12 protein-coding genes and 1 pseudogene are annotated in these 24,350 nt (G+C 68.8%); all 13 read right to left on the bottom strand.

Features of this window, described 5'->3' with window-relative positions; translation table 11 throughout:
- A partial coding sequence (locus tag MIC448_RS11005) for a DUF5684 domain-containing protein (RefSeq protein WP_243419977.1) occupies nucleotides 1-410 on the bottom strand: 410 nt, incomplete at its 3' end.
- Entirely contained in the window at nucleotides 407-2,947 is a 2,541-nt protein-coding gene (locus MIC448_RS11000) for a transglutaminase domain-containing protein (RefSeq protein WP_051513634.1), read from the bottom strand. The genes MIC448_RS11000 and MIC448_RS11005, both read right to left, overlap by 4 nt.
- On the bottom strand, nucleotides 2,944-4,305 hold the full coding sequence (locus MIC448_RS10995; protein ID WP_036299504.1) for a DUF58 domain-containing protein: 1,362 nt from the start codon (nucleotides 4,303-4,305) through the stop codon (nucleotides 2,944-2,946). Before MIC448_RS10995 ends, MIC448_RS11000 begins: the two co-directional genes overlap by 4 nt.
- Nucleotides 4,302-5,267, bottom strand: coding sequence for a MoxR family ATPase (locus MIC448_RS10990; protein WP_036299502.1), 966 nt, complete (start codon nucleotides 5,265-5,267; stop codon nucleotides 4,302-4,304). Before MIC448_RS10990 ends, MIC448_RS10995 begins: the two co-directional genes overlap by 4 nt.
- A 37-nt stretch (nucleotides 5,268-5,304) precedes the next feature.
- Nucleotides 5,305-11,316: an Ig-like domain-containing protein gene (locus tag MIC448_RS10985; protein ID WP_144238038.1), complete on the bottom strand. Its 6,012-nt coding sequence runs from the start codon at nucleotides 11,314-11,316 to the stop codon at nucleotides 5,305-5,307.
- Entirely contained in the window at nucleotides 11,316-12,452 is a 1,137-nt protein-coding gene (locus MIC448_RS10980; RefSeq protein WP_051513636.1) for a serine/threonine-protein kinase, read from the bottom strand. Before MIC448_RS10980 ends, MIC448_RS10985 begins: the two co-directional genes overlap by 1 nt.
- Nucleotides 12,453-12,652: 200 nt before the next feature.
- Nucleotides 12,653-13,327 (bottom strand): hypothetical protein, encoded by a 675-nt coding sequence (locus MIC448_RS10975; protein WP_036299513.1) that lies wholly within the window; start codon nucleotides 13,325-13,327, stop codon nucleotides 12,653-12,655.
- 72 nt (nucleotides 13,328-13,399) lie between these two features.
- Nucleotides 13,400-13,873: a hypothetical protein gene (locus tag MIC448_RS10970; RefSeq protein ID WP_051513632.1), complete on the bottom strand. Its 474-nt coding sequence runs from the start codon at nucleotides 13,871-13,873 to the stop codon at nucleotides 13,400-13,402.
- Nucleotides 13,874-13,875: 2 nt separating this feature from the next.
- Nucleotides 13,876-14,871, bottom strand: coding sequence for a hypothetical protein (locus tag MIC448_RS10965; RefSeq protein WP_036299498.1), 996 nt, complete (start codon nucleotides 14,869-14,871; stop codon nucleotides 13,876-13,878).
- 224 nt (nucleotides 14,872-15,095) lie between these two features.
- Nucleotides 15,096-15,746, bottom strand: coding sequence for a hypothetical protein (locus MIC448_RS10960; RefSeq protein ID WP_051513630.1), 651 nt, complete (start codon nucleotides 15,744-15,746; stop codon nucleotides 15,096-15,098).
- A gap of 243 nt (nucleotides 15,747-15,989) precedes the next feature.
- Nucleotides 15,990-19,862, bottom strand: coding sequence for a DNA-directed RNA polymerase subunit beta' (locus MIC448_RS10955; protein WP_036299496.1), 3,873 nt, complete (start codon nucleotides 19,860-19,862; stop codon nucleotides 15,990-15,992).
- A 77-nt stretch (nucleotides 19,863-19,939) separates the two neighbouring features.
- Entirely contained in the window at nucleotides 19,940-23,431 is a 3,492-nt protein-coding gene (gene rpoB, locus MIC448_RS10950) for a DNA-directed RNA polymerase subunit beta (RefSeq protein WP_036299506.1), read from the bottom strand.
- 502 nt (nucleotides 23,432-23,933) lie between these two features.
- A pseudogene (locus MIC448_RS10945) lies at nucleotides 23,934-24,350 on the bottom strand (biotin-dependent carboxyltransferase family protein); the annotation flags it as partial.

The raw sequence follows: 24,350 nt of genomic DNA, 5'->3' as shown, positions 1-24,350 counted from the left end.
CGCCAACCGTCGTCCGCCGCCGAGCGTCGTCGCGCGGGGGTCGCGGCGGCGTTTCCGGGCAGCCACCGCGCGGATCCCCAGCCGACGATGCTCGACCACACGGGGAACAGGAGCGCGCCGAGCACCGTCATGCCCGTACCCAGCCCGAACGACCGGTTGATGCGCTGCAGGGCGATCACCGCCACGACGAAGAACGCACACGTCCCCAGCACGGGCACCACGAGGAGCAGTACGAGCCAGCCGGAAAGGCCGCCGAGGCGCAGGAGGACGACGGTATTGAGAATCGGTACCCACGCCTGCCAGGGCGCCTGCCCCGCCTTGCGGAAGACGGCGGAGAGGCTCAGAGCCACCCAGATGTAAACGACAAGCGTGACGACCAGCGAGGTCGTGATGAGTTCAGTGGTGTTCATGATGGGCGCGAGTCGCCGTCGCGGCGTCGCGTTCTCCTCTCCTGACGACGTGGAGCGCCCGAGGGGGCACTCTTCGGCGAGATCTCCCGGGTGAACGATCTCAACGATACGGCTGCGATGACGGAACGCCATACGCTCTCTCGTGCCGAGAAGAGACGGCGCTCTTCTTCGACGATGCGCCAGAACTCATCCGACTCCGCCGGGGTGACGGCATCCACCGCGAAAACGGCACGATCCGCCCGATCCGCGAGCAGAAGGGCGCGGGGTGTGGCGTACTCCGCCGCCGTCTCCTCCCGCGTCTGCGTGGAGGGCGCGGGACGCCCGTGGTCCACGGCCGCATCGACGTATTCCTCCCAGCCCGCGACCACGCGGGCCGTCGGGTCGTCGCGGTGCCGACGGCTTCGGCGGCGGAGGGCCTTCGCCGCCAGGACGACGGCGAGCGGACCGAGAAGAAGTGTCGCGAGCACGATGACGATGCCGGAGACCCGCAGCGCCGCCCACAGTCCGGTGAGATCCGCGGGGGTCTGATCGTCGCGGACATCGCTCGCGGGTGCGTCCTGCTGCACGGGATCCGGAGGGACGACCTCCTCGGCGTTCTCGGGACGCACCTCGGTCTCGTTCTGGGGGTCTCGCTGGAGCGTCAGATCGGTCTGGGGTGCGATCGTGCTCTGCGGCGTGACGTCGATCGCGACCCAGTCGCCCGCAGCCGATTGCACCTCGGTCCAGGCGACGATGTCTCCCCCGCGACACGCACCGGCGTCGCAGGTGCGGAGCCCCTCGCCCGACGCCAACCGCGCCCCGACCACGACGCGCGCGGGGAATCCGAGTTCTCGCGCGATCAGCGCAACCGCCACCGAGAACTGCTCGTCGTCGCCCACGGCCGCGACGAGTGGCAGGTCGGAGTCGCCCACCTCCGCCTCGCGGTCCAGCAGGGCGCGGAACAGGGCGTCGATCCGAGCGAGCGAATGCCCCGAGGCGCTCGACTCGAACGCGTACCCGGGGATCTCGGTCAACCACGTCGGTGGCGACTCGGGATCGACGGATACGGCGTGCGACAGGTAACCCCGCTCGCGGAGCAGCTCGACGAGACCCGCGAGGGCGGCGCCGCCGCTTCCCTCGACGTGCTCGGCTACCCAGCGCTGCAGGGACTCGGGTGATTCGACAGCGCCCGCCGGTGCCCCGGGAGCGTCGATCAGACTCAGGTCGACGGCCGGCGGTGCGACGGCGCTGACCGCGTAGACGTCACCCGCTCGCACGCCGCCCTCGGAGACCTGAACCCCTCCCCACGCTTCGCTGCTGTAGTAGAACGAATCGGCGAGCGCAGTCGAGCGCGTGCCCCCGAAGTCGATCGATTGCACCCGTCCGAGCGTCGGCAACCAGATACCCGTGAGCTGTCCAATGCGGATGTCCGCGGTCAGCGGTGTGCCCTCACCGGCGTCCAGCCGGGCCGGCACCCGCACATAGCGGTCGGCGTCGACTTCGCCGCGGGGGTCGACCGCGCGATACGTTTCGCCGTCGTAGTACGACAGCGTCGCCAGTCGCACCCTCGTCGCGCCGCTTCCGCCATCGCCCGGGGACACACCCACGCCGGTGTCCACCCGGAACAGGACCGCGTCGGAGCGGGGCTCGGTGAAGTTCGTGCGGTACTCGGTGAGTGGGCTGATGGCGCTCGAGAGGGCGGTCTCGGGACCGACGCCCGAACGCAGGACCGTGCGCTCGGCGCCCTGAGCGACGGCCGGCACGATGGCGGCCGCGGCGGCAACGGATACCGCGATCATTCCGGCGCCGAGAGCCATCCGGCGAGCGTCGGATGCTCCGCGCGAGCGCGACAGACGCACCCCGCTCGCGGAGGCGGCGCGGCGAAGCGCACGCGAGCGCTCCGCGTACGTCTGCCAGGAAAGCCAGACGAGGCTCGCGACCAGACTGAGCGCGCCGATCATGGTTTCGACGGGGGCTGCCAGTGTCAGGGGCCCGATCTCGAGCGGCGCGCTCACGCTCGTCCGGCCGAAGAGAAGTCCGAAGGCCACCATCCCCAAGCCCACGAGCACGGCGAGCGCCGAGGTCGGTGGACGCCGCCATGCCAGGAGCAGGGCCGCAGTGATTCCGAAGAGGAAGACGATCAGGGCGGGAACGAGCAGGTTCCGGTACGCGCCGGCGGGAAGTTCGACCGTGAGGAGGTCTTTCCACGCCGTGATGCTCCCGAACAGCACCTCGCCGAGCCCGGTAACGGCCTCGGGCAGGGAGGTCATCCGCGACGGCACGGCAACCGGCACGCCGAGCACCATCAGACTGCCGAAAGCCACGAGCCCGGTGAACCACCCGGGCCACCGGAGCGCGCGCGCCGTGGTCGCGATCGCCGTGCCGACCACGGCGGCGGCGAGCACGAGGATGAGGAACGCGAGCGAGCGGTAGATCGGCCACGCGGCGACGGCGGCCAGCACCGTGATAGTGGCGACGTAGAGGCTGCCCGCAACGATCCGAGCACCGGATCGCGTTCCGCTCCGCTCCCGCAGCGGGCTGCCCACGCGCGCCGTCACGCGCCCGCTCCGCGCAGCATGAGGCTCGCGAGATCGTCGAGCACACCGATGGTGAGGACGGTGAAGCCGCCGATGCCCTGCATCCTCGGGTGCGCGCGTTCGTCACACACCACGGCGATCACGGCGGTGTCGGCGGGGAAGGCCAGGGCCGCGCGACGCAGGGTCGGCGTCGTGACGCGTGACCCGCAGACGATGAGGGCTATCGACAGGTCGTTCTTGGTCTCTGCCGTCAACCGGCAGATACCCTCGAGCGGCATCGTGTTCTCGAGGGCTTCGACGGTGCAGAATCCGTCGAGCAGGGCGCGCGGCGATGCCGCCGAGATGTCACGGATGGCCCGCAACCGTCCCCGCACGACGCGCGGAATCTCCGCCCCTGTCACGACGTCGAGGTCGCGTCCGTCGCGCACCGCCTGCACGCCGAGCGACGCGGCGGCGCTGACAGCCAGCTCGAACTCGTCGGCGTCGGCGAACTCCTTCTCGGAAAGGCCGAGCATGACCGCCATCCGGGAGCGACGCGACTCTTCGAACTGCCGCACCATGAGTTGCCCGGTCTTGGCCGTGGACTTCCAGTGGATCTGCCGGCGCGCATCCCCGGGCGCGTACTCGCGGATGGCGTGGAACGACATGTCCGCGTCCACGAGGCGGCGCGTCGGCTGGCCCTCGAGATCGCGCACGAGACCCGCGCTCGTGGACGGCACCGCGACGGTTCGGGGGTGCACGTACACGTGACGGACGTCGTCCCAGGCGCGCTCGCGGCGGAGGAGCCCCACGGGATCCGTACGGACGGCGGTGGGCGGACCGACCGTGATGATCCCCCGACGCAGGGCCGGAATCGTCAACGGCTGCGCGACGAAGTGCCCGGCGCGCATGAGGGGCACTCCCAGTTCGACCAGCCCGTCCCCGACGGGCAGGTCGAGACGACCCGGCAGCGCCGTCGAGCGACCGCGATTTCGGATGACGATCTCGCCCGTCAGCTCACCGCCCACGACAACCCGCTCGTGGGCGAGGCGCACCACGACGTCGTAGGCGCGCGCGCCGAACAGGAAGGGCACGCAGAGTGCAAGCATGACGAGGGAAGCGAAGCCGGCGACCAGCCACTCGACCCATCCGAAGGCGGCACCGAGACCGAGGCCGAGGGTCGCCGCCGCCAGCACGAGCCAGCCCGCGGGCATGACCGCGCCGCCCGCGCGGTCCGCGACAGCACGGACACCGGCGGCTACCGCGCGGGCCGCCGTCACGACCCACACGCCGGCTCGGGCGCCGCGCTCACCCCGCGCGGTCGTCGTGACGCGCGTGCGCGCCGATGGCCCGGACGACGCCGACGTCCGGGTTGCAGGTGCCTCGTTGCTTACGGTCATCCGGGCTCACGCTGGGTCGGTGGGGCGACGTCGAGCAGGACCTGCCCGATCACGGACTCGGGGCTGACCCCGTCGAACTCGGCCTCGGGGTGCAGGATCAGGCGGTGCGAGAGCACCGCGACCGCGAGCGACTTGACGTCGTCGGGCGTGACGTAGGTGCGTCCGCGAGACGCCGCCCGTGTTTTGCTGACATGCGTCAGCCCGAGTGCGCCGCGGATGCTGACGCCCAGGCGGACCTGGTCGGCCGAGCGGGTCGCATCGACGAGGCGCGCGATGTAGTCGAGCACCAGCGCGTCGATGTACACCTCTTTCGCGATGTCGGCCATCCCGATGAGTGCCTGCGGCGCGACGATCGCCGTCAGCTCGGAGGTCGGGACGGCGGCGCCGCTCAGGATGCGGACGGTCGAGGCGTGGTCGGGGTATCCGAGCGACGTCTTCAGCAGGAACCGGTCGAGCTGCGCCTCGGGGAGGCGGTACGTGCCGGCCTGCTCGACCGGGTTCTGCGTCGCGATCACGAGGAAGGGATCGCCGACCGGACGGCTGATGCCATCGATCGTGACGCTGCCCTCTTCCATCACCTCGAGCAGGGCGGACTGGGTCTTGGGGCTCGCGCGGTTGATCTCGTCCGCCAGCACGATGTTGGCGAACACGGGACCGGCGTGGAACTCGAAGGCGCCCGTCTTCTGGTCGTAGACCGTGATGCCCGTGATATCGCCCGGGAGAAGATCCGGGGTGAACTGGATGCGGGTGTTGGTGCCCTGCACCGATTGCCCGAGGGCCCGCGCGAGCGACGTCTTGCCCGTGCCCGGGACGTCCTCCAGCAGAACGTGTCCGTCGCTGATCATGGCGGTGAGCACGAGCTCGATGACGTGGCGCTTGCCGAGCACCGCGCGCTCGACGTTGTCGGCGAGCTGCGAGAAGGTCTGCGCGAACCATGTCGCCTGGTCCTGGGTCACGCTCATGAGAACGACTCTTTCTTCGGGGTTCGGATGTCGAGGATCATGGCGCGGGCTCCACGGGAGGCTGCTCAACCGGCGGCTCGGGCACGGGGACAGGGTTGCCCGGATTGCAGGCGCCGCCGAAGGCCGCGGAAGCGGCAGCGAGACCCCAACCCTGCGAATCCCACGACGCCGTGACCCCGATGTCGCGGACGGACACCGCACCGAAAGGAACGATCCCGACAGCAGGATCGAACACCAGGGCGTTGCCGGCCGCGTCCTCGAAGACGGCCGAGCTGCTATCGAATTCGATATCAGCGCGCCCCTCGGTCGACGAGCCGGCAAGCTGCAACGGCTCGCCCCCGGCGCACGATGCGACCTGCCACGAAGCCTGCACCTGGAACGGCGCGCTGCCCGAGGCGGGCGTGACGGGGGCCCACTCGCTCGATGTACCCCACTGCGTATGCGTGTACCGCACGCGGATCCCGGGGTCGACATCGAAGACCGGGTTCGGCGGGGCGCCCTCGAACTGCGGCACGTTGAGGGTCGGCGCGTCCTCGCTCGACGTCGGCAGATCCCGGATGACCCACCGGGCGGCGTTCGTCTCGACATCCGGTGTCGGCGAGACTTCGAATGTGTAGCCCTGCGGCGGCGCGGTGCTCTGCACGGCGCGCACCGACTGTTGCACGGACGCCGATCCGAAGGTTTCGCCAGCGAAGCGCGATACGGCGCAGGCGGTGAAGGCGTACTCGAGCCCGTCCGGCACGGTGAAGACGGCCGAACCGTCGGCGCTGGCCGGCGAGCACGTCTCGTCGGCGCGCGAAACGCCCAGCCGCAGGGTGGACCCGTCGCCACCGGATGCCGCAGTGGCCTGTGCGTTGATCGTCGAGGTTCCATTGCCGTTGGCTGTCGACGACAGCGACAGCGAGATGCCGGTCGGCGCCCCGATGCCGTTCGCTTGGATCGCGACGGACGCTCCCGACGCGGTGCCGGTGAGGCCGGGCGGTAGCGGGAAGCGGGACTGCGGGGTGACGACGACGGTCGTGGAGGTGTTCGCGCCCACGCGGAAGGACGGAACCGTGAGCGTGTCACGACCGCTCGGCAGATCGACCACCACCGTCTCGCCGGCCGCGCTGGTGATCTGGACGGAACCGGTCTTGGCCTGGTCGATCCCCTCGATCGCGAGGCTGATCAGACCGCCCTCTCCCCCGGTGACGACGGGGGCCCACGTGACCGAACGCGGGGCGGCGGGGGTGTCATACGCCCACGCCACAGTGCTGACACTCGTTCGCGACTCGCCGATCGCGTTGACGGAGACGACCTCGTACGTTCGTTCAGCGCCGTTCGGCGCGGGGATGCTCGGGCAGATCCCCTCGACCGAGCAAGTCGCGACGACCGTTCCAGACGCCGAGCCGGTTCCCGCGCCGGATGCCGAAGACCGGACGACGAACTCGCTCAACGCGGGATACGCCTGGTTCGCCGCGCCCGGGTCGATCCGCAGCGTCACCGCACCGTCGGCGTAGGCGACCTGGCGAACGCTCGTCGGGGCCTGCGGATACCCCTGCAGATCGAGCAACAGAGCTCCGTCGCGCCCACCGCCGGTAGTGCGTCCCTGCGCATCGCGCAGAGTGAAAGACGCCGTGCACGTGGCACCCGGGGCATCCTCGGTCCACTCGGCGAGGACGCTTCCGGCCGACGCGACCGAGAACGTTACGCCGACACAGGCACCCGTCGCCGCGACGCCGATGACCTCGAGAGGCGTACCCGGCAGCGGGTTGACCTCGCCGGACGCGCCGACGACGGGAATCACACATGACGATCCGCCCGCTTGGGAGCACTGCTGGGCGAGCGTTCCTCCGACGGGCAGCGACGATGGCACCGCGCCGACCCGCAGCAGCAAGCGCACGGGTTCGACTCCCGTGTGGCTCGTGATCGAGACAGTGATGGCCTCTTGCGTGCCGGGCACGGCACGGTCGGTGCCCGTTATCGTCAGCCGTCCGTCTTCCGCGTCGATCACGAACGACGACCCGATGTACTCGATCGCGTAGGCGATCCGATCCCATTCGTCACGGCCCTGCCAGCTCGTGAGCGTCCGCAGATCGAAGTCGGCGCTGGCTCCGGGCGCAATCGTCAATGCCCCGCTGCGGAGCTGCGGCTGGGGAGCGACCGCGAGCACGCGGATCGGGACGGCGACAACGCTCCACTCCTGCGTACCCGCCAGACGCACCGGCACATAACACGCATCCGCCCACGGCGCAGCCAACCCCGCCTCATAGCGGACGGTCGTACCCGAGACGAGTTCGCACGATCCCTGCGGACGCGCACCCGAGACCGAAACGTCGGGCGAAACCTGCAGCCTCGTGCCGTCCGGAACGGGAACGAGCCCGGCCATATCGATGTTCTTCGAGCGACCCTCGGTCACTTCCTGCGCGCTCGCTCCGCCGCGCAGGGCGAGCTTGACGTCGCGCTCGCCGGGAATACGGAGGAAGCCGTACGTGGTGACGGGGCCGGATTCACCCTCACCGGTGAGTTCGAACGCGATGATCCGACCCGTCAGCGGAAGGGGCCCCGAGATCGTCGTGCCGTCGACCTCAAGGTCGGCGGGCGCCCCCCACAGCGACAGCGTGAGCCCCGAGATCTCGCCACCCGTCCAGCGCACTTTGCCCGAGACCACGTCGACGCCCTGCACGAAACCGTCCCGGGTCTCGGCGGTCAGCACGGTATCGGCGACGACGGGGTAGTCGGGCACCGCCTCACGCACGACCCGGACCACCACCAGTCCGCGCGCGGTGTTCCCCGAGTCGCTCTCGACGTCGTACAGGAACGACATCGTGCCCGGCTCCGAGCTCGCCGTCACGGCGATCGTGGCTTCATCGACGGTCCGGACGAGACTTTCGAGCCGCTCGTACTCGTCGCTCGCCGACCCATCCTCGAGCGTCGGGGGCAGATCGGGCTGGACGCCCGTCAAGCGCAGCGTGCCGCCGGTCGGGTCGATGTCGTTCGCGAGGGGACTGACATCGATGACGTTCTCTGTGCCCACCTGCACCTGGACGTAGTCGGTGAAGGTCACGGGACCGGGATTGGACTGGCCATCGAGGACGCCGACCCGGACCGTGCCGATGCCCGTCGCGCCCGAGGCATCCACCACCCGGTAGCGGAACGAGACCTGCCCCCGGAAGCCGGCGACGCTGGAGTAGACGATGGACGCGCCATCCGCCGAGATGGATGCGGCCCCGGAATCCGGCTGGCTGAGCACCGCGTCCAGGGCGACCGCGTCGCCGTCGGGGTCGACGCCGAACGAGTCGAACGGAATGGTGGTCGTCTGCCCGCTCAGCACACGCCCCTCGAGGGTCTCGGGGAGCGGATCGCGGTTGGCGTCGTCGGATTGGACGGTTATGCGCACCTCGGCCGTGTCTGTCAGGGCCGGCGCGCCCGTCGCGTATACGCCGTACTGCACGACGTACTCGCCCGGGGTCTCGGGGGCGAGATAGCGCAGCACTCCCCCCGAGGCGAAAGCGAGACCCTCGGAGGTCGACGACACGACCGCGGCCGGGTTCAGCGTCAGACCCGACCCCGACGGGGCGACATCGTTCGTGAGCACCGGGATGTCGACCTGCGCGCCCTGTCGGACGACGACCGAGTCGCCGACGGCGATGGGGGCGAGCTCGGGCGCGGGGGGCAACAGATAGACGGTCGCCTCGCCGACGACGCGCGCCCCGGCATCCGACGTTCCATCACTCACGACGTACGAGACGGTGCCGAGCCGGCCGGGATCGCCTGTTGCCGTCGTTCCCGAGACGCGCATCGAGTTCTGTCCGACCACGTCGACGCTGAGCGATGCCCCCGCGTCGATGCGGGGAACCGCATCGCTCAGCAACAGCACCCGCCGCGTGGGGTTCGAGACCGCCGCGAAGACATCGACGGTCGCGTCTTCGCGCGGGTGCACAAACGCGACGACGGGGGCCGTCGCCAGCTGCGCGGCCGCGTCGTCGGCGAGCAGAGTGATGCGCGCCGTGCCCGTGACCTCGCTCGTTCCGTCGCCGACCGAGAAGCTCACCCGGTACGTGCCGGGCTGCTCTGCCGTGATGTCGAATGCGGTGCCGCCGGGGGTCGCGACGACGCTGGCGGGGGCATCGTCGAGGACGCGCACAGCAGTGAGTGTCAGCTCACCCGCCGTTCCGGTGACGTGCGGAGAGACATCGACCGTGAGTCCCGCGCCGACCGTGTCGACGACGGCGAAGGATTGGACCTGCAGCCGCGGCCCAGTCGAGACGCGGACCGTCAGCGGCTTGGTCGCGACCGCCCCGCGCGTATCCGCGACGGTGACCTGGAGCTCGATGAGCTGCGCGGCACCCGAGCCGTCGTCCGCGTGCTGGTAGACGACCTCGCCGGAGGGGGAAGCCGTCACCACGCCCACTCCGGAGGGATTCTCAACGGAAAGCAAGAGCAGCGGGTCCCCGTCGGGATCGACCCAACCGGTCAGCACGGGCACCGAGACCGTGCCGCCCGTCGCAACCTCGGGCGTCGGCCATTCGGCCAGGCATCCGACACTCCCGCACCACTCCGGCGCGGCGTTCGCCGCCTCGGGTTCGACGGTGAGCGCGACGGTCGTCGGCTCGGAATAGAGGCCGTCGACGGCCGTGCCGTCGCTGACGCGGTACGTGAACGAGCCCGAGCCGCGCGCGCCGTCGGCGACCCGGACGGCGAGCCGCTGCCCGCTGTCGATGATCGTGATCTCGCCGAACCCGGGGTCGAGCCCGCTGACCGATGCGGGATCGATGCTCAGCACGTCTTCGTTGGGATCGTGATCGTTCAACAGCACGGGCAGCACGACGAGCGCTCCCGAACGCACGCCGAAGGCGTCCGGCTCGGCAACCGGGGGCTTCGGATCGAGAACGACCGGGGCCTCTTCCTGCGCGTCTTCTATCGTCGGATCGACGCGATCATCGAGCGACCAGTCCTGGCTCGTCGCCACCAGCTGTCCGTCGGGGAGGGTCCACACCCATCCGGAACGTGTCTCGTTCAACGCCACGACGCCCTCGCCGAGGAGGAAGGACGGGCGGCGCTGGTCATCCAGTTCGAGGCCGGCGTAGTCGAGCACGGACTCCCCCGCGCTCGAGTTCCACAAGACGCCCCCGCCCGAGGGCGCCAGCCAGGCGGCGTAGGTCGTGCCGTCGACCGTCACGGGACGCGCGGGGGTACCGAGCACCTCCTGTCCGGTGCCGAGCTCGCGGATCGCCGGCGCTCCGCTCACGTCCAACCGCACCAGACGTGTCTCGTCCGCGAGGTACACGGCGTCCGCTGAGGTGGACGGCCGGCTGATCACGCGACCGCTGAGGGTATCGGTCTCGATCGGCTCGGCCGCATCTTTCCGCCAGGCCAGGCCCGTGTCGAGGTCGACGACGAACCACACCCCCGAAGCCGCCGAGATCGCCGGGTCGGTCGCATCGATCACGGCATCATCGACCCCGCGGATGGTGCGGGTGCCGATGTCGTACCGCAGGACGGCGCCGCCCTGCTCCGAATAGCTGTACAGGATGCCGGCATCATCGACCGCGATCGCATCGGCCGCGTATTGCGGCCCCTCTTCGGAGTCATCACCCGAGCCGTCGTCCGGATCCACCTGAGTGGGCGCGCTGTCGCTCAGCCGGCCGACCCACACAGCGCCCGTGTCGGTGAGGTACGCCACGAAGTCGCCCGCGACCGAGACATCCGTCGTCCCCTCGGGAGTTGACGGCGAGTCACGCAGAGCCTCGTCGTCGAGGTCGACGGGAAGCGCTTCATCGACCCGGGTCACCTTGCCGAAGCTCTCGGAGAAGAGGTACGGCCCCGAGCTGCCGCCCTGCGCAACGAGCGTCGGATCCGTGACGGTCCGCACCGTGTCGAGCTCGCCGATCGCCGTGTTCACGCGCGCATACCGACGACCATCGCCCGTCTGCAGCGCCCAGACGGACGTGTCGACCGACGGAGTCTCGCGCGCGTCGAGTCCGGGCCAGACGATGCCGATCCCGATGACGGTCGCGAGGGCGGCGACCGTGGCAAGGCCCGAGATCAGCCGACGCCGGCGCGGCATCAGAAGCCTCCCGCCCCGAACAGCGCGCCGAGCGCACCCGCGATGACCGCGACCGCCACGACGACCGCCGCACCCACGACCCAGGGCCACTTGCGTGCGGGCGCCGCGGCGCTCGAGATATCCGTGTCCTCGTCGCGCGCGAGCGCCGCCACACCGCGGCGGGAGGGTGCCTTGCGCGTCGTGTCCTGGGGCACCCAGGGCCGCGCAGGGCCGCGCAATCCGGCATCCGCGAAGTCGACGGATGTCGTGGGCGCCGCCCACTCGTCCACGGCGACTTCCAGCGGGGTCTGGTCAAGACCCAGCTCGGCCTGGACACCGCGCAGCGCCTCACCGAAGGGAAGCGCGCCCGCGTATCGCCGGTCGGGATCGCGGTTCATCGCGGTGGCGAGCACCTCTTGCAAGGACCCGGGGACGTCGGCGCGGGTGAGCGGCGTGTAGTTCGCGTGCGCGATGCGGCGTCGCAGGTGCTCACGCGTGTTCTGGCCCTTCTCCCGCCGCTCGAACGGGCTGTGCCCGGCGAGCAGCGAATAGACCGTCGCACCCAGTCCCCAGACCTCGCTCGCGATCGTGCCCGAGGTCTTCTCGGTGATCACCTCGGGCGCGCTCCAGGGCACACTCATCGCCAGCATCTCGTCGGCCTGGCTGCGGGCGAGTGACGACGAGATCCCGAAGTCGGCCAGCACGGGTGCCCCGAAGCTCGTGACGAGGATATTGCTCGGCTTGATGTCGCGGTGCACGAGCCCGGCGCGGTGCGCGGACTCGAGCGCGCTGGCCATCTTCACCCCGATCGACAGCGCCTCCGCCACCGGGATCCGCTCGACACGGTAGCGCTGCGAGAGCGAACCCGGGCAGTACTCCATGACGATGTACGGACGACCCTCGGCCGAGACGCCCGCCTGGTACACCGTCACGATCGACGGATGCGCGGACAGGTGCGCCAAGACATCCGCTTCCGAATTGAACATGCGCAGCAGATCGGCGTCGCGCACGTCGCTCGGCAGGACCTTGACAGCGACGTTGCGACGCGGCATGTCCTGTTCGTACAGGAAGACGTCGGCGAAACCGCCCGAACCGAGCGGCCGCACGTAGGTCAGACCGGGCAGGATGGGGGGCGCGGACGGCAGCCTTTTGGCCACGAGCTGTCCCCCAGACTGCATTCCCCGGCGGCACTCCTGAAAGGATGCGCGCGCCGATGCCCTCAACCACCCGAGACGCTCACTGCCCCCGCACTGATGAACGCCGCCCTTGCGACCGCGAGGGTTCCACACATGCTAACAAAGTGCAACCCTCAGACGGCCCGCCGATCCACAGCCTTTGACCGCTGCGGGCAACGGGTCTAGGCGTCCGGGCCCGGGGCCGGAAACGGGGGCATACCGGGATCGAAAGGCGCATCCAGCGACTGCGACAGCTCGGCGAGCAGGGCATCGACCTGCGGTTCGACGTAGCGCGTGACGGCCGCCTGGATCCGCAGTCGATGATGGAGCAGGATGGCGCAGACCTCGCGGCCGATCAGGTTGGCGTAATCGTCGGCCAGCCCGACCTCTTGGCGCAGGGCGGCTTTCGCCGCGTCGGTCAGAGCGGGTAGTGCCGGGACCTCGGCGTCGACCTCTTGTGCCAGTCCCGAGATCGTGAAGAGGAAGGGCGCTCCCGCGACGGGATCCGGATCCATCGGAAGACCCTCGTACTCGGGTTCGAGACCCTCGGCCGGGCGATAGCTGCGCGCCCGGTTACGGGCGGCCTGCTGATCGAGTTCGGCCTGCAGCATCGGCAGGTTGAGCGACGTGTACACGGCCACAGCTTGGTCGACGATCGCCTTGATGCGGGTCGACAGTCCGTGCTGAACGGCATGCGGAACGTCGGAGCCGAGGCCCGCCGCCGACAGCACCGGCGACCCGAAACACCGGCGACAGGGAGCGACCCTGCCGCGGTGCGTGGAGGGTTCCCAGCGCGGCAGCCAGCGCAGCCAGGCGTCGACCGCCCCGCTGACCTGCGTCTCCAAAGACCGCTCCACGGGACCAACGGTAGTACCGGGATGCCGCGACATGACAGACATCCGCGTATCGGCGCGCTCGTGGCGCCCTTCTCAGTCGTCGTTGCGCTCCCACGGCCACCGCGCGCCACCGGGTCCGGCGCGAACGACCGCGAGCGCGGCCGCGGCCGACACGATGCCCGCGACGGCGATCACGGGCATCGGCCACGAGACCGCAAGCCCGGCCGCGACCCCGAAGGCCCGCAGAGGGTCGATGCCCGAGACGAGCGCGCCGACGGCGACACCGACCACGTAGCCGAGTGCCGCGGTCAAGCCCGCGAGCACCGCCATACCGATGCTCGCGCGCCGCACCAGGGCGGTGTACGTGACAGCCGCGAAGCCGATCATCGCGAACACCGTGCCGAGGATGCCGGGCAGTTGCGTCATCCCCGATTCGGAGATGACGGAAGCGTTGAGCGCGAGGCTGACGACCCCGAGACCTGCGATCAGGAGCGCAACGAAGCCGACCGCAGCGAACGCCAGGATCGTCAGCGAGCGCCGCCGATCGGCCGCGCCCGCCTCATCCATGTCTAGCCCTGGGCGGAACGAGCCAGCGTGGGGCCTGCCTCGAGGGTCCGCTCGTACTCGCGCTGCGCCTCGAGGTTCAGCTCGCTCACGCGGCGACCGCGCGCGGCGACCCACGCCCCGAACCAGATCGTGAGCTCGCGCCCGATGACGAAGGCAGCGAAGGCGAGAGGTGCAACAAGCTGCGCCTCGACGAGGTCCGCGCCTTCAGTCCGAGTGAGCTGCCAGAACGGTGCCTGGAAGAGCTGACCGACCAGGTGTGCGCCGTAGGCGACGAACCCGATGAGCAACCCCCAGACGACCCAGTGCGCCCAGCGCCCGCGGTTGATGATCGCGCCGAGCAGCCAGAAACCGATGAAGAAGACGGCGGTCGTGATCCACAGCCACCACGACGTGAGGCCTTCGATCGCGGAATCGACGACGGTATCGAACGTGAGCGAGCGATCGAGCAGGCCGATCGCGAGGGCCGCACCCAGGTACAGCACCGCGAAGCTGACAGCCGCCAGCAGACCGATCAGGCCGGCCGCGGCACGGTTGCCGCGCGGGCGGGGCGGCTCAGGAGCCTGCACGAAGATCGGCTGGGGGCTCGCGAAAGCTGCCGGGGCTGCGGCGGCGGGCGCAACGTACGCCTCGGTTGCGGGCTCGCTCGCCGTCACCGGAGCCGGCGCGGCGAGGGGGGCGGCGAGACCGGAGGACGCGTATGCCGTGGTCGGAGCGTCGGAGCCGGACGCATAGGCCGTGGTCGGCGCATCCGCGTCGGCCGTGGCTGCGGCATCGGCGGGCTTCGCGTCTGACGAGTCGGGCGTCGCCGCGGCCTCGTACATCGCATAGTCGATGTCCTCGCCTCGCGATGACGTCGACTCGCCTCGCGATGACGTCGGGGTGATGTCGCGCTGAGCGGCTTCGGCGTCTGCCAGGCCCTCGTGTGCGCGGCCCACGACGTCATCCACCGGCCGCGGGTCCTCGACGGGTGCGCCGGGCTCCTTGCTGGCGTCGCTCATGGGTGTGCTCCTCACGCGGGGACGGTCAACCCGCCCGGTCTCTGCGGGGCGCTCCCCGCGGGGCTCAGGCTACCCCGGTGTCGCGGCAAGGCCGGGCAGGCATGCCGTCGTGTTTCGGATGCCCTTCATCTGGAGCGCGAGAGTGCCCGTTCCTGTTGCCGAGAGTGCCCGTTCCACGCGCGACAGTGCCCGTTCGGCGCTTCCAGACAGGGTGCGCGAACGACTCACTGCCACACGCGCGCCTCGGTGCTCGCCTGATCGAACGGGGGGCCCGGGAACGTCCGTATAACGGCGAGCCAGCGCCCGCCCCTCAGCACATGGGATTCCGCGGCGGACGTGTCACCGGCCGGGAGATCACAACGGACGCCATCCTCCAGGGGTGTGCACACGAATCCCGTCGCGGGTAGGACGCTCTGCGCTGTTTCCACGGCGGAGGCACTGACGTCGGCGACCGTGACCGTGGCTGTGCCCGCGCCATCCGTCCAGGCGCAGCCGAGCGTGATCTGCGCGCCGAGAGCCTCCGGCAGGCCCGCCACGGAAGACGGCGGGTATCCGATCGACTCGTCGAGGGATGTGCCCTTCGCGGCCTTGAGCTGATCCCACAATGCTCTCGGGTAGAGGTCACCGCACGTCGTGGGCGCTCCAGCCTCGTCGTCGCTCGCGGGTGGCGGCGGAGTCTCGGTGAGAGATGGCGTCGGCTCGGGTACCGACGCCGCAGGCCGCGGGTTCAGCGCACCGTCGACGACACCCCCCGTCCATGCGAGCACCACCGGCGTCATCGGTGCGGCAAGCCAGACGAGGCCCGCGACGACCGCGAGGCTCACGAGACCGACGAGCCACGCGAACGCCGTGTTGCGTCCCCCGATCTTCGCCACCCGTGGCCTCCTGTCCCGCCTGCCCCCTAGCCCCGAACGTTCCCCGCGCCCAGGCTAAGCCTCTGCCGCGACGTAATCCGTTCGCAACGCGGTGGACCACGCGACCAACGGGCACCCTCGCGCGTGGACCGGGCACCCTCGCGGTCGGGAACGGGCAACCTCGCGGTCGGGAACGGGCACCCTCGCGGGGGCGGGCGCGCAAAAAGGGGGCCCGCCGAAGCGGACCCCCTTTCTTGGCACTACTTAGTTGTAGGTACCGGGCGTGAAGTCATCCGTCGAGAAGCTGTCGAAATCGACGAACCCGAGGTCGGCTTCGGAGTAGACACCGTCGGACGCGAATACCCGGTTCGGGTAACGCTCGCTCTTGGCCTCTTCCGTCGCCTCGACGACCACGTTGCGGTACTTGCCGAGGCCGGTACCCGCCGGGATGAGCTTTCCGATGATGACGTTCTCTTTGAGACCCATCAGGGGATCGCTCTTACCCTGCATGGCCGCTTCGGTCAGCACGCGGGTCGTCTCCTGGAACGAGGCGGCCGACAGCCACGACTCGGTCGCCAGCGACGCCTTGGTGATACCCATCAGCTCCGGACGACCCGACGCGGGGCGCTTGCCCTCGACGACCGTCTGGCGGTTGATGTCGATGAAGCGACGCGAGTCCACGAGCTCACCGGGCAGCAGCGTCGTGTCGCCGTGGTCGACCACGGTGACCTTCCGCAGCATCTGGCGAACGATGACCTCGATGTGCTTGTCGTGAATCGGCACACCCTGCGAGCGGTATACACCCTGGACGCCGTTGACGAGGTACTTCTGCACCTCGCGGGCACCCTGGACACGCATGATGTCCTTCGGGTCACGCGTACCGACCTGCAGTGCCTCGCCGACCTCGACGTGCTGGCCGTCCTCGACCAGAAGCGTCGCACGCTTCAGGACCGGGTAGACCTTGGGCTCGTCGCCGTCATCGGGCGTGATGATGACCTTCTTCGCGCGATCGGTCTCGTCGATCGTGATGCGACCAGCGGCCTCTGCGATGGGCGACGCACCCTTGGGGGTACGGGCCTCGAAGAGCTCCTGCACGCGGGGCAGACCCTGCGTGATGTCATCGGCCGAGGCCGAACCACCGGTGTGGAAGGTACGCATCGTGAGCTGCGTTCCGGGCTCACCGATCGACTGGGCCGCGATGATGCCGACGGCCTCTCCGATGTCGACGAGCTTTCCGGTGGCGAGCGAGCGGCCGTAGCACTTCGCGCAGACGCCGACGGCCGAGTCACAGGTGAGGACGGACCGCACCTTGATGGACTCGACGCCCAGCTCGATCAGACGGTCGATGAGCACGTCGCCCACGTCGTCACCGGCCGAGGCAACAGTCTCGCCCTTGCCGTCGACGACGTCGGAGGCGAGCGTGCGAGCGAACACCGAGTTCTCGACGTTCTTGTCGCGCACGAGCACACCGTCGGCAGCCGGGGCGGCGATCGTGTACTCGAGGCCCTTGCCGGTGCCACAGTCATCCTCGCGGATGATGACGTCCTGCGAGACGTCCACCAGACGACGGGTCAGGTAACCCGAGTCGGCGGTACGCAGGGCGGTGTCGGCGAGACCCTTGCGGGTACCGTGCGTGGCGATGAAGTACTCGGCGACCGACAGTCCCTCGCGGTACGACGAGATGATCGGACGCGGGATGATCTCACCCTTGGGGTTGTTCACCAGGCCTCGCATACCCGCGATGTTGCGGATCTGCAGCCAGTTACCACGGGCACCGGAGGACACCATGCGGTTGATGGTGTTGTCGATCGGGAAGTTCTCGCGCATCGCGACCTGCACCTCGTCGGTGGCCTTGGTCCAGATGTCGATGAGTTCCTTGCGGCGCGCGGAGTCGTCGATGAAGCCCATGTCGAAGTCGTCCTGGACCTTCGCGGCGTCCTTCTCGTAACGTCCGACGATCTCCGCCTTGTTCGGCGGCGTCAGGATGTCGGAAAGGGCGACCGTGACACCCGAACGGGTGGCCCAGTAGAAGCCGGCGTCCTTGATGCGGTCGAGCGTCGCCGCAACCTCGGCCGGGTACTCCTCGGCGAGCTTGTTGACGATCTGCGACAGCTTGCCCTTGTCAGCGATGTCGCGCACGAAGGGGTAGCCCTTCGGAAGCGTGTCGTTGAAGATCGCCTGTCCGAGCGAGGACTCCACGAGGCCGTGGCGCTCGTAACCCTCGGGGGCTTCGCCCTCGAGGAACGACAGACCCGGGATGCGGATGCGCACGACGGCCTGCAGGTCGAGCGTTCCCTCGTCCTTGGCGAGGATCGCCTCGGACACCGAGCCGAACGCGCGTCCCTCACCGGCAGCACCCTCCTTGACCGTGGTCAGGTGGTGGAGGCCGATGATCATGTCCTGCGAGGGCAGGGTGACGGGACGACCGTCGGAGGGCTTCAGGATGTTGTTCGAGGCGAGCATCAGGATGCGAGCCTCGGCCTGGGCCTCGACCGACAGAGGCAGGTGGACGGCCATCTGGTCACCGTCGAAGTCCGCGTTGAACGCGGCACAGACGAGCGGGTGCAGCTGGATCGCCTTGCCTTCCACGAGCTGCGGCTCGAACGCCTGGATACCCAGACGGTGGAGCGTGGGCGCGCGGTTGAGCAGCACGGGGCGCTCGCGGATGATCTCTTCGAGCACGTCCCAGACCTCGGGGCGCGTGCGCTCGACGGCGCGCTTGGCGGCCTTGATGTTCTGCGAGTGACCGAGGTCGATCAGTCGCTTGATGACAAACGGCTTGAAGAGCTCCAGGGCCATCTGCTTGGGCAGACCACACTGGTGCAGCTTCAGCTGCGGGCCGACGACGATGACCGAACGGCCCGAGTAGTCAACGCGCTTGCCGAGCAGGTTCTGACGGAAACGACCCTGCTTACCCTTCAGCATGTCGCTGAGGGACTTGAGCGCTCGGTTACCCGTACCGGTCACGGGACGACCACGGCGGCCGTTGTCGAACAGTGCGTCGACGGCCTCCTGCAGCATCCGCTTCTCGTTGTTGACGATGATCTCGGGCGCGCCGAGGTCGATCAGGCGGCGGAGACGGTTGTTGCGGTTGATCACGCGACGGTAGAGGTCGTTGAGATCGGACGTCGCGAAGCGGCCACCGTCGAGCTGCACCATGGGGCGAAGCTCCGGCGGGATCACCGGGACGACATCGAGCACCATCGCGGCGGGGCTCATGCCCGTCGAGAGGAACGCGTTGACGACCTTGAGGCGCTTGATCGCGCGAATCTTGCGCTGCCCCTTTCCCTCCGAGATCTGCAGGTGCAGGTTCTCGGCCTCGGCGGTCAGGTCGAACGCGGCGAGGCGACGCTGGATCGACTCGGCACCCATGTGGGCCTCGAAGTAGAGGCTGTAGCGGTCCTGCAGCTCCTGGAAGACATCGTCCTCGGGCTTGAGGTCGCCGACCTTCAGGTTGCGGAAGTCCTCCCAGACGCGCTCGAGGCGGGTGATCTGCTCGTCGAAGCCCTTGCGGACCTGAGCCATCTCCTTCTCGGCGGCGTCCTTGACCTTCTTCTTCTGGTCGGCCTTGGCACCTTCGGCCTCGAGAGCGGCGAGCTCGGTCTCGAGAGTCTGGAGGCGCGTCGCGATGCGGGAGTCGCGCTGGTCGCCGAGCGTCTTCAGCTCGAGGCGCAGCTCGTTCTCGAGCTGGGGCATGTCGGCGTGACGAGCATCCTCATCGACCGAGATGACCATGTAGGCCGCGAAGTAGATGACCTTCTCGAGGTCCTTCGGCGCCATGTCGAGCAGGTAGCCGAGGCGCGAGGGGACACCCTTGAAGTACCAGATGTGCGTGACGGGTGCGGCGAGCTCGATGTGGCCCATGCGCTCGCGACGAACCGAGGACTTGGTGACCTCGACGCCGCAGCGCTCGCAGACGATGCCCTTGAAGCGGACCCGCTTGTACTTGCCGCAGGCACACTCCCAGTCACGGCTGGGTCCGAAGATCTGCTCTCCGAAGAGACCGTCCTTCTCGGGCTTCAGCGTGCGGTAGTTGATGGTCTCGGGCTTCTTGACCTCACCGAAGGACCAACGACGGATGTCGTCGGCGGTGGCGAGACCGATGCGAAGCTCGTCAAAAGTTGTTACGTCGAGCACGTGTTCTCCTGTGTCGAATCTTTAAGTCAGTTATGAGTCGTGTCTGGCGAGGGCGATGCCCTGAGCCTGTCGAAGGGTCAGATCTCGTCGATGGACGACGACTCGAACCGGCTGGAGATGTTGATGCCGAGCTCTTCCGCCGCGCGGAAGGCCTCGTCATCCGTGTCGCGGAGGTTGACCGCCGTGCCATCCGCCGAGAGGACCTCGACGTTCAGGCAGAGCGACTGCATCTCCTTGATGAGCACCTTGAAGGACTCGGGGATGCCGGGCTCCTGGATGTTCTCGCCCTTGACGATGGCCTCGTACACCTTGACGCGGCCGAGGATGTCGTCGGACTTGATCGTGAGGAGCTCCTGCAGTGCGTAGGCGGCGCCATAGGCCTCGAGGGCCCAGACCTCCATCTCACCGAATCGCTGACCACCGAACTGCGCCTTACCACCCAGCGGCTGCTGCGTGATCATCGAGTACGGGCCCGTCGAACGTGCGTGGATCTTGTCGTCGACGAGGTGGTGCAGCTTCAGGATGTACATGTACCCGACCGAGACCGGCGCGGGGAACGGGTCACCCGAACGGCCGTCGAACAGGAGCGCCTTGCCGGTGCCGTCGATCAGGCGGTCGCCATCACGCGTCGGCGTGGTGACATCGAGCAGGCCCTGGATCTCGGCCTCGCTCGCGCCGTCGAACACCGGGGTCGCGACCTTGGTGCCGGGGGCGGCCTCGAAGGCTTCCTGCGGCAGCTTGGCGGCCCACTCGGGGGTGCCCTCGACCTTCCAGCCCTGCTTCGCGATCCACCCGAGGTGGGTCTCGAGAACCTGACCGAAGTTCATGCGACCGGGGATACCGAGCGGGTTGAGCACGACGTCGACGGGGGTGCCGTCGGCCATGAAGGGCATGTCCTCGACGGGGAGGATCTTCGCGATGACACCCTTGTTGCCGTGGCGGCCGGCGAGCTTGTCACCCTCGGTGATCTTGCGCTTCTGGGCGATGTAGACCACGACGCGGCGGTTGACGCCCGAGCCGAGCTCGTCGTCGCCGTCCTCGGCGTTGAACTCCTTGACGGCGATGATCGTGCCCTGCTCACCGTGGGGGACCTTCAGCGACGTGTCGCGAACCTCGCGGCTCTTCTCGTTGAAGATCGCGCGGAGCAGACGCTCCTCGGCCGACAGCTCGGTCTCACCCTTGGGCGTGACCTTGCCGACCAGGATGTCGCCGGGGCGAACCTCGGCTCCGATGCGCACGATGCCGCGCTCGTCGAGGTCCTTCAGCAGGTCGGGCGCGACGTTGGGGAGGTCACGGGTGATCTCCTCCTTGCCGAGCTTGGTGTCGCGCGAGTCGACCTCGTACTCCTCGATGTGGATCGACGAGAGGGTGTCGTCCTTCACCAGGTTCTGGTTCAGGATGATCGCGTCCTCGAAGTTGTGACCCTCCCAGGGCATGAACGCCACGAGCAGGTTCTTGCCGAGCGCGAGCTCGCCGTTCTCCGTCGCGGGGCCGTCGGCGATGACCGCACCGACCTCGACACGGTCGCCGGCCGAGACGATGACGCGCTGGTTGTAGCTCGTGCCCTGGTTGGAGCGGTCGAACTTGCGCAGGTAGTACTCCTGCGTTCCACCCTCGTCGAGCTGGAGCGTGACGACATCCGCCGACACCTCGATGACGACACCGGCCTTCTCGGCCGTGACGACGTCACCGGCGTCGATGGCCGCGTAGCCCTCCATACCGGTTCCGACGAGGGGCGAGTCGCTGCGCAGGAGCGGCACGGCCTGACGCTGCATGTTGGCACCCATGAGGGCGCGCTGTGCGTCGTCGTGCTCGAGGAAGGGGACGAGGGATGTTGCGACCGACACCATCTGGCGCGGCGAGACATCCATGTACCCGATCTCTTCGGGGTGGAAGAGGTCGACCTCGCCACCCTTCTTGCGGGCGAGCACGCGCTCTTCGACGAAGTGACCGTCGGCCTTCAGGGGCGCGTTGGCCTGGGCGACGATGAAGTCTTCCTCTTCGCTGGCCGTCAGGTAGTCGATCTGCTCGGTGACGAGACCGTCGACGACCTTGCGGTACGGGGTCTCGATGAAGCCGAAGGCGTTGATGCGCGCGAACGATGCGAGGGATCCGATCAGGCCGATGTTCGGGCCTTCCGGGGTCTCGATCGGGCACATGCGGCCGTAGTGCGAGGGGTGGACGTCACGAACCTCGACGCCGGCGCGCTCACGCGACAGACCACCGGGGCCGAGCGCCGAGAGGCGACGCTTGTGGGTCAGGCCCGCGAGCGGGTTGTTCTGGTCCATGAACTGCGAGAGCTGCGACGTTCCGAAGAACTCCTTGATCGCGGCGACGACGGGGCGCACGTTGATCAGGGTCTGCGGCGTGATGGCCTCGATGTCCTGCGTGGTCATGCGCTCGCGAACGACACGCTCCATGCGGGACAGACCCGTGCGGACCTGGTTCTGGATGAGCTCGCCGACGGCGCGGATGCGACGGTTACCGAAGTTGTCGATGTCGTCGATGTCCATGCGGATCTCGGCCGGCTTGCCGTTACGCAGACCCGGGAAGGTCGCGTCGCCGCGGTGCAGGCGGACGAGGTACTTGATCGTCGCGACGACGTCCTCGACGGTCAGGACCGAGGCCGAGAGCGGCTCGTCGAGACCGAGCTTCTGGTTGATCTTGTAACGACCGACCTTTGCCAGGTCGTAACGCTTCGGGTTGAAGTAGAAGTTGTCGAGCAGCGCACGCGCGGCCTCGGCGGCAACCTGCTCGCCCGGACGGAGCTTGCGGTAGATGTCGCGGAGCGCATCTTCCTTCGTGACGATCGTGTCCTTGGCGAGGGTCTCTTCGATGGAGTCGAAGCCCGCGAACTCGGTCATGATGTCTTCGCTCGTGAGGCCCAGCGCCTTGAGGAACACGGTGACCGACTGCTTGCGCTTGCGGTCGATGCGCACGCCGACCTGGTCGCGCTTGTCGATCTCGAACTCGAGCCAGGCGCCACGGCTCGGGATGACGCGCGCCGACACGATGTCCTTGTCGGACGTCTTGTCGGGGGTCTTGTCGAAGTACACACCGGGCGAGCGGACGAGCTGCGAGACGACGACGCGCTCGGTGCCGTTGATGATGAACGTGCCCTTGCCGGTCTGCAGGGGGAAGTCGCCCATGAAGACGGTCTGGGTCTTGATCTCACCGGTCTGGTGGTTCATGAACTCGGCCTCGACGTACAGCGGGGCGGCGTACGTCTTGCCGCGCTCCTTGCACTCCTCGATCGAGTACTTCTCGGGCTCGAGGTACGGGTTCGTGAACGACAGCTGCATCGTCTCGGAGAGGTCCTCGATCGGCGAGATCTCTTCGAAGATCTCCTCGAGGCCGCTGATCTCGGGAACGTCGGTACGACCGATGCTCTTCGCCTCGGCGACACGAGCCTTCCAGGCGTCGTTTCCGACGAGCCAGTCGAAGGACTCGGTCTGCAGCGCGAGAAGGTCGGGGACCGTCAGCGTGTCAGAGATCTTCGCGAACGAGAGGCGGGATGCTCCGCGACCGGTCTTGGGGGTGGTGGTGGATGCGTTGCGCGCAGCGGCCAAGGGAAAAACCTCCATGGGCCCCGAAGGGCTCGTGTTTCCTCGTCGTGGGTGGATTGCTCGCCTTCCCCGAAACCAGAGGGCCGCACGCCGCTTTCGCGGGGGGCACGCAGGCACAGCCGACCACCATATGAGGGCAGGGGGAATCTAGGAGCGCAAACAACAACTATACGTCGCGAATGGCCGACTGTCCAGTCGGATTCTTGACGAGTGTTGGTTACTACGGTATAACCGCGCGCGCCGCTTCCTATTCCCTGCTCTCCCGCCGGTGGCTGCCTCCTTCGCCGAGTCCGCCGTTTCGCACCGAGCCCGCCGGATATCCCCTGTGAACAACAGGCGATCTCGGCGGCATCCGGCGATCTCGCGCGGCCGGTGGCACCTCAACCTTCACCGCCTCGCCGAGTGCACGACTTAGCGCCCGGTGCACGGGTTGCGCACCGTGTCCAAGCCGTGCACTCGAGCGGAGGTGATGCACTCGCGGAAATGGGGGCAGGAGCAGGAGGGGCTACGGCCGGGCGTGACGGAACCGGATGCGCGAGCCCGGGCGGGCCTGGCCCAGAGCGTCGATCGAGGCCTCCGTCACGACCGCGATCACGGGATACCCACCCGTGACCGGCCCGTCGGCGAGCAGCACCGTCGGCCGTCCCCCTGGCGGCACCTGCAGAGCGCCCGGCACCATGCCCTCGCTCGGCAGCTCCCCCGCAGTCGTTCGCACGAGCTCCGGACCGCCGAGCCGCACGCCCACCCGATCCGCATCGCCCGAGACCGTCCATACCGCCTCGAAGAGCAGACGCAGAGCGGATGCCTCGAACCAAGCCTCGCGCGGACCCCGGGCGAGTTCGAGCTCCAGCTCGTCGGGCGGCGGCCCCCACGGGGCGACATCGAGCGGGGGCACCGGGGTCTGCGGCGAGCGCCCGAGGAC

The sequence above is a fragment of the Microbacterium sp. C448 genome, from assembly GCF_000582705.2.
Taxonomy (GTDB): domain Bacteria; phylum Actinomycetota; class Actinomycetes; order Actinomycetales; family Microbacteriaceae; genus Microbacterium; species Microbacterium lacus_A.
This window is presented reverse-complemented; position numbering and strand designations above follow the sequence as displayed.

Excerpts from the sequence above, each read along its gene's own strand:
- MIC448_RS10985 (WP_144238038.1), bottom strand. The coding sequence starts at position 11,316 with ATGCCGCGCCGGCGTCGGCTGATCTCGGGCCTTGCCACGGTCGCCGCC.
- MIC448_RS10965 (WP_036299498.1), bottom strand. The coding sequence starts at position 14,871 with ATGAGCGACGCCAGCAAGGAGCCCGGCGCACCCGTCGAGGACCCGCGG.
- MIC448_RS10970 (WP_051513632.1), bottom strand. The coding sequence starts at position 13,873 with ATGGATGAGGCGGGCGCGGCCGATCGGCGGCGCTCGCTGACGATCCTG.
- MIC448_RS10995 (WP_036299504.1), bottom strand. The coding sequence starts at position 4,305 with ATGACCGTAAGCAACGAGGCACCTGCAACCCGGACGTCGGCGTCGTCC.
- MIC448_RS10990 (WP_036299502.1), bottom strand. The coding sequence starts at position 5,267 with ATGAGCGTGACCCAGGACCAGGCGACATGGTTCGCGCAGACCTTCTCG.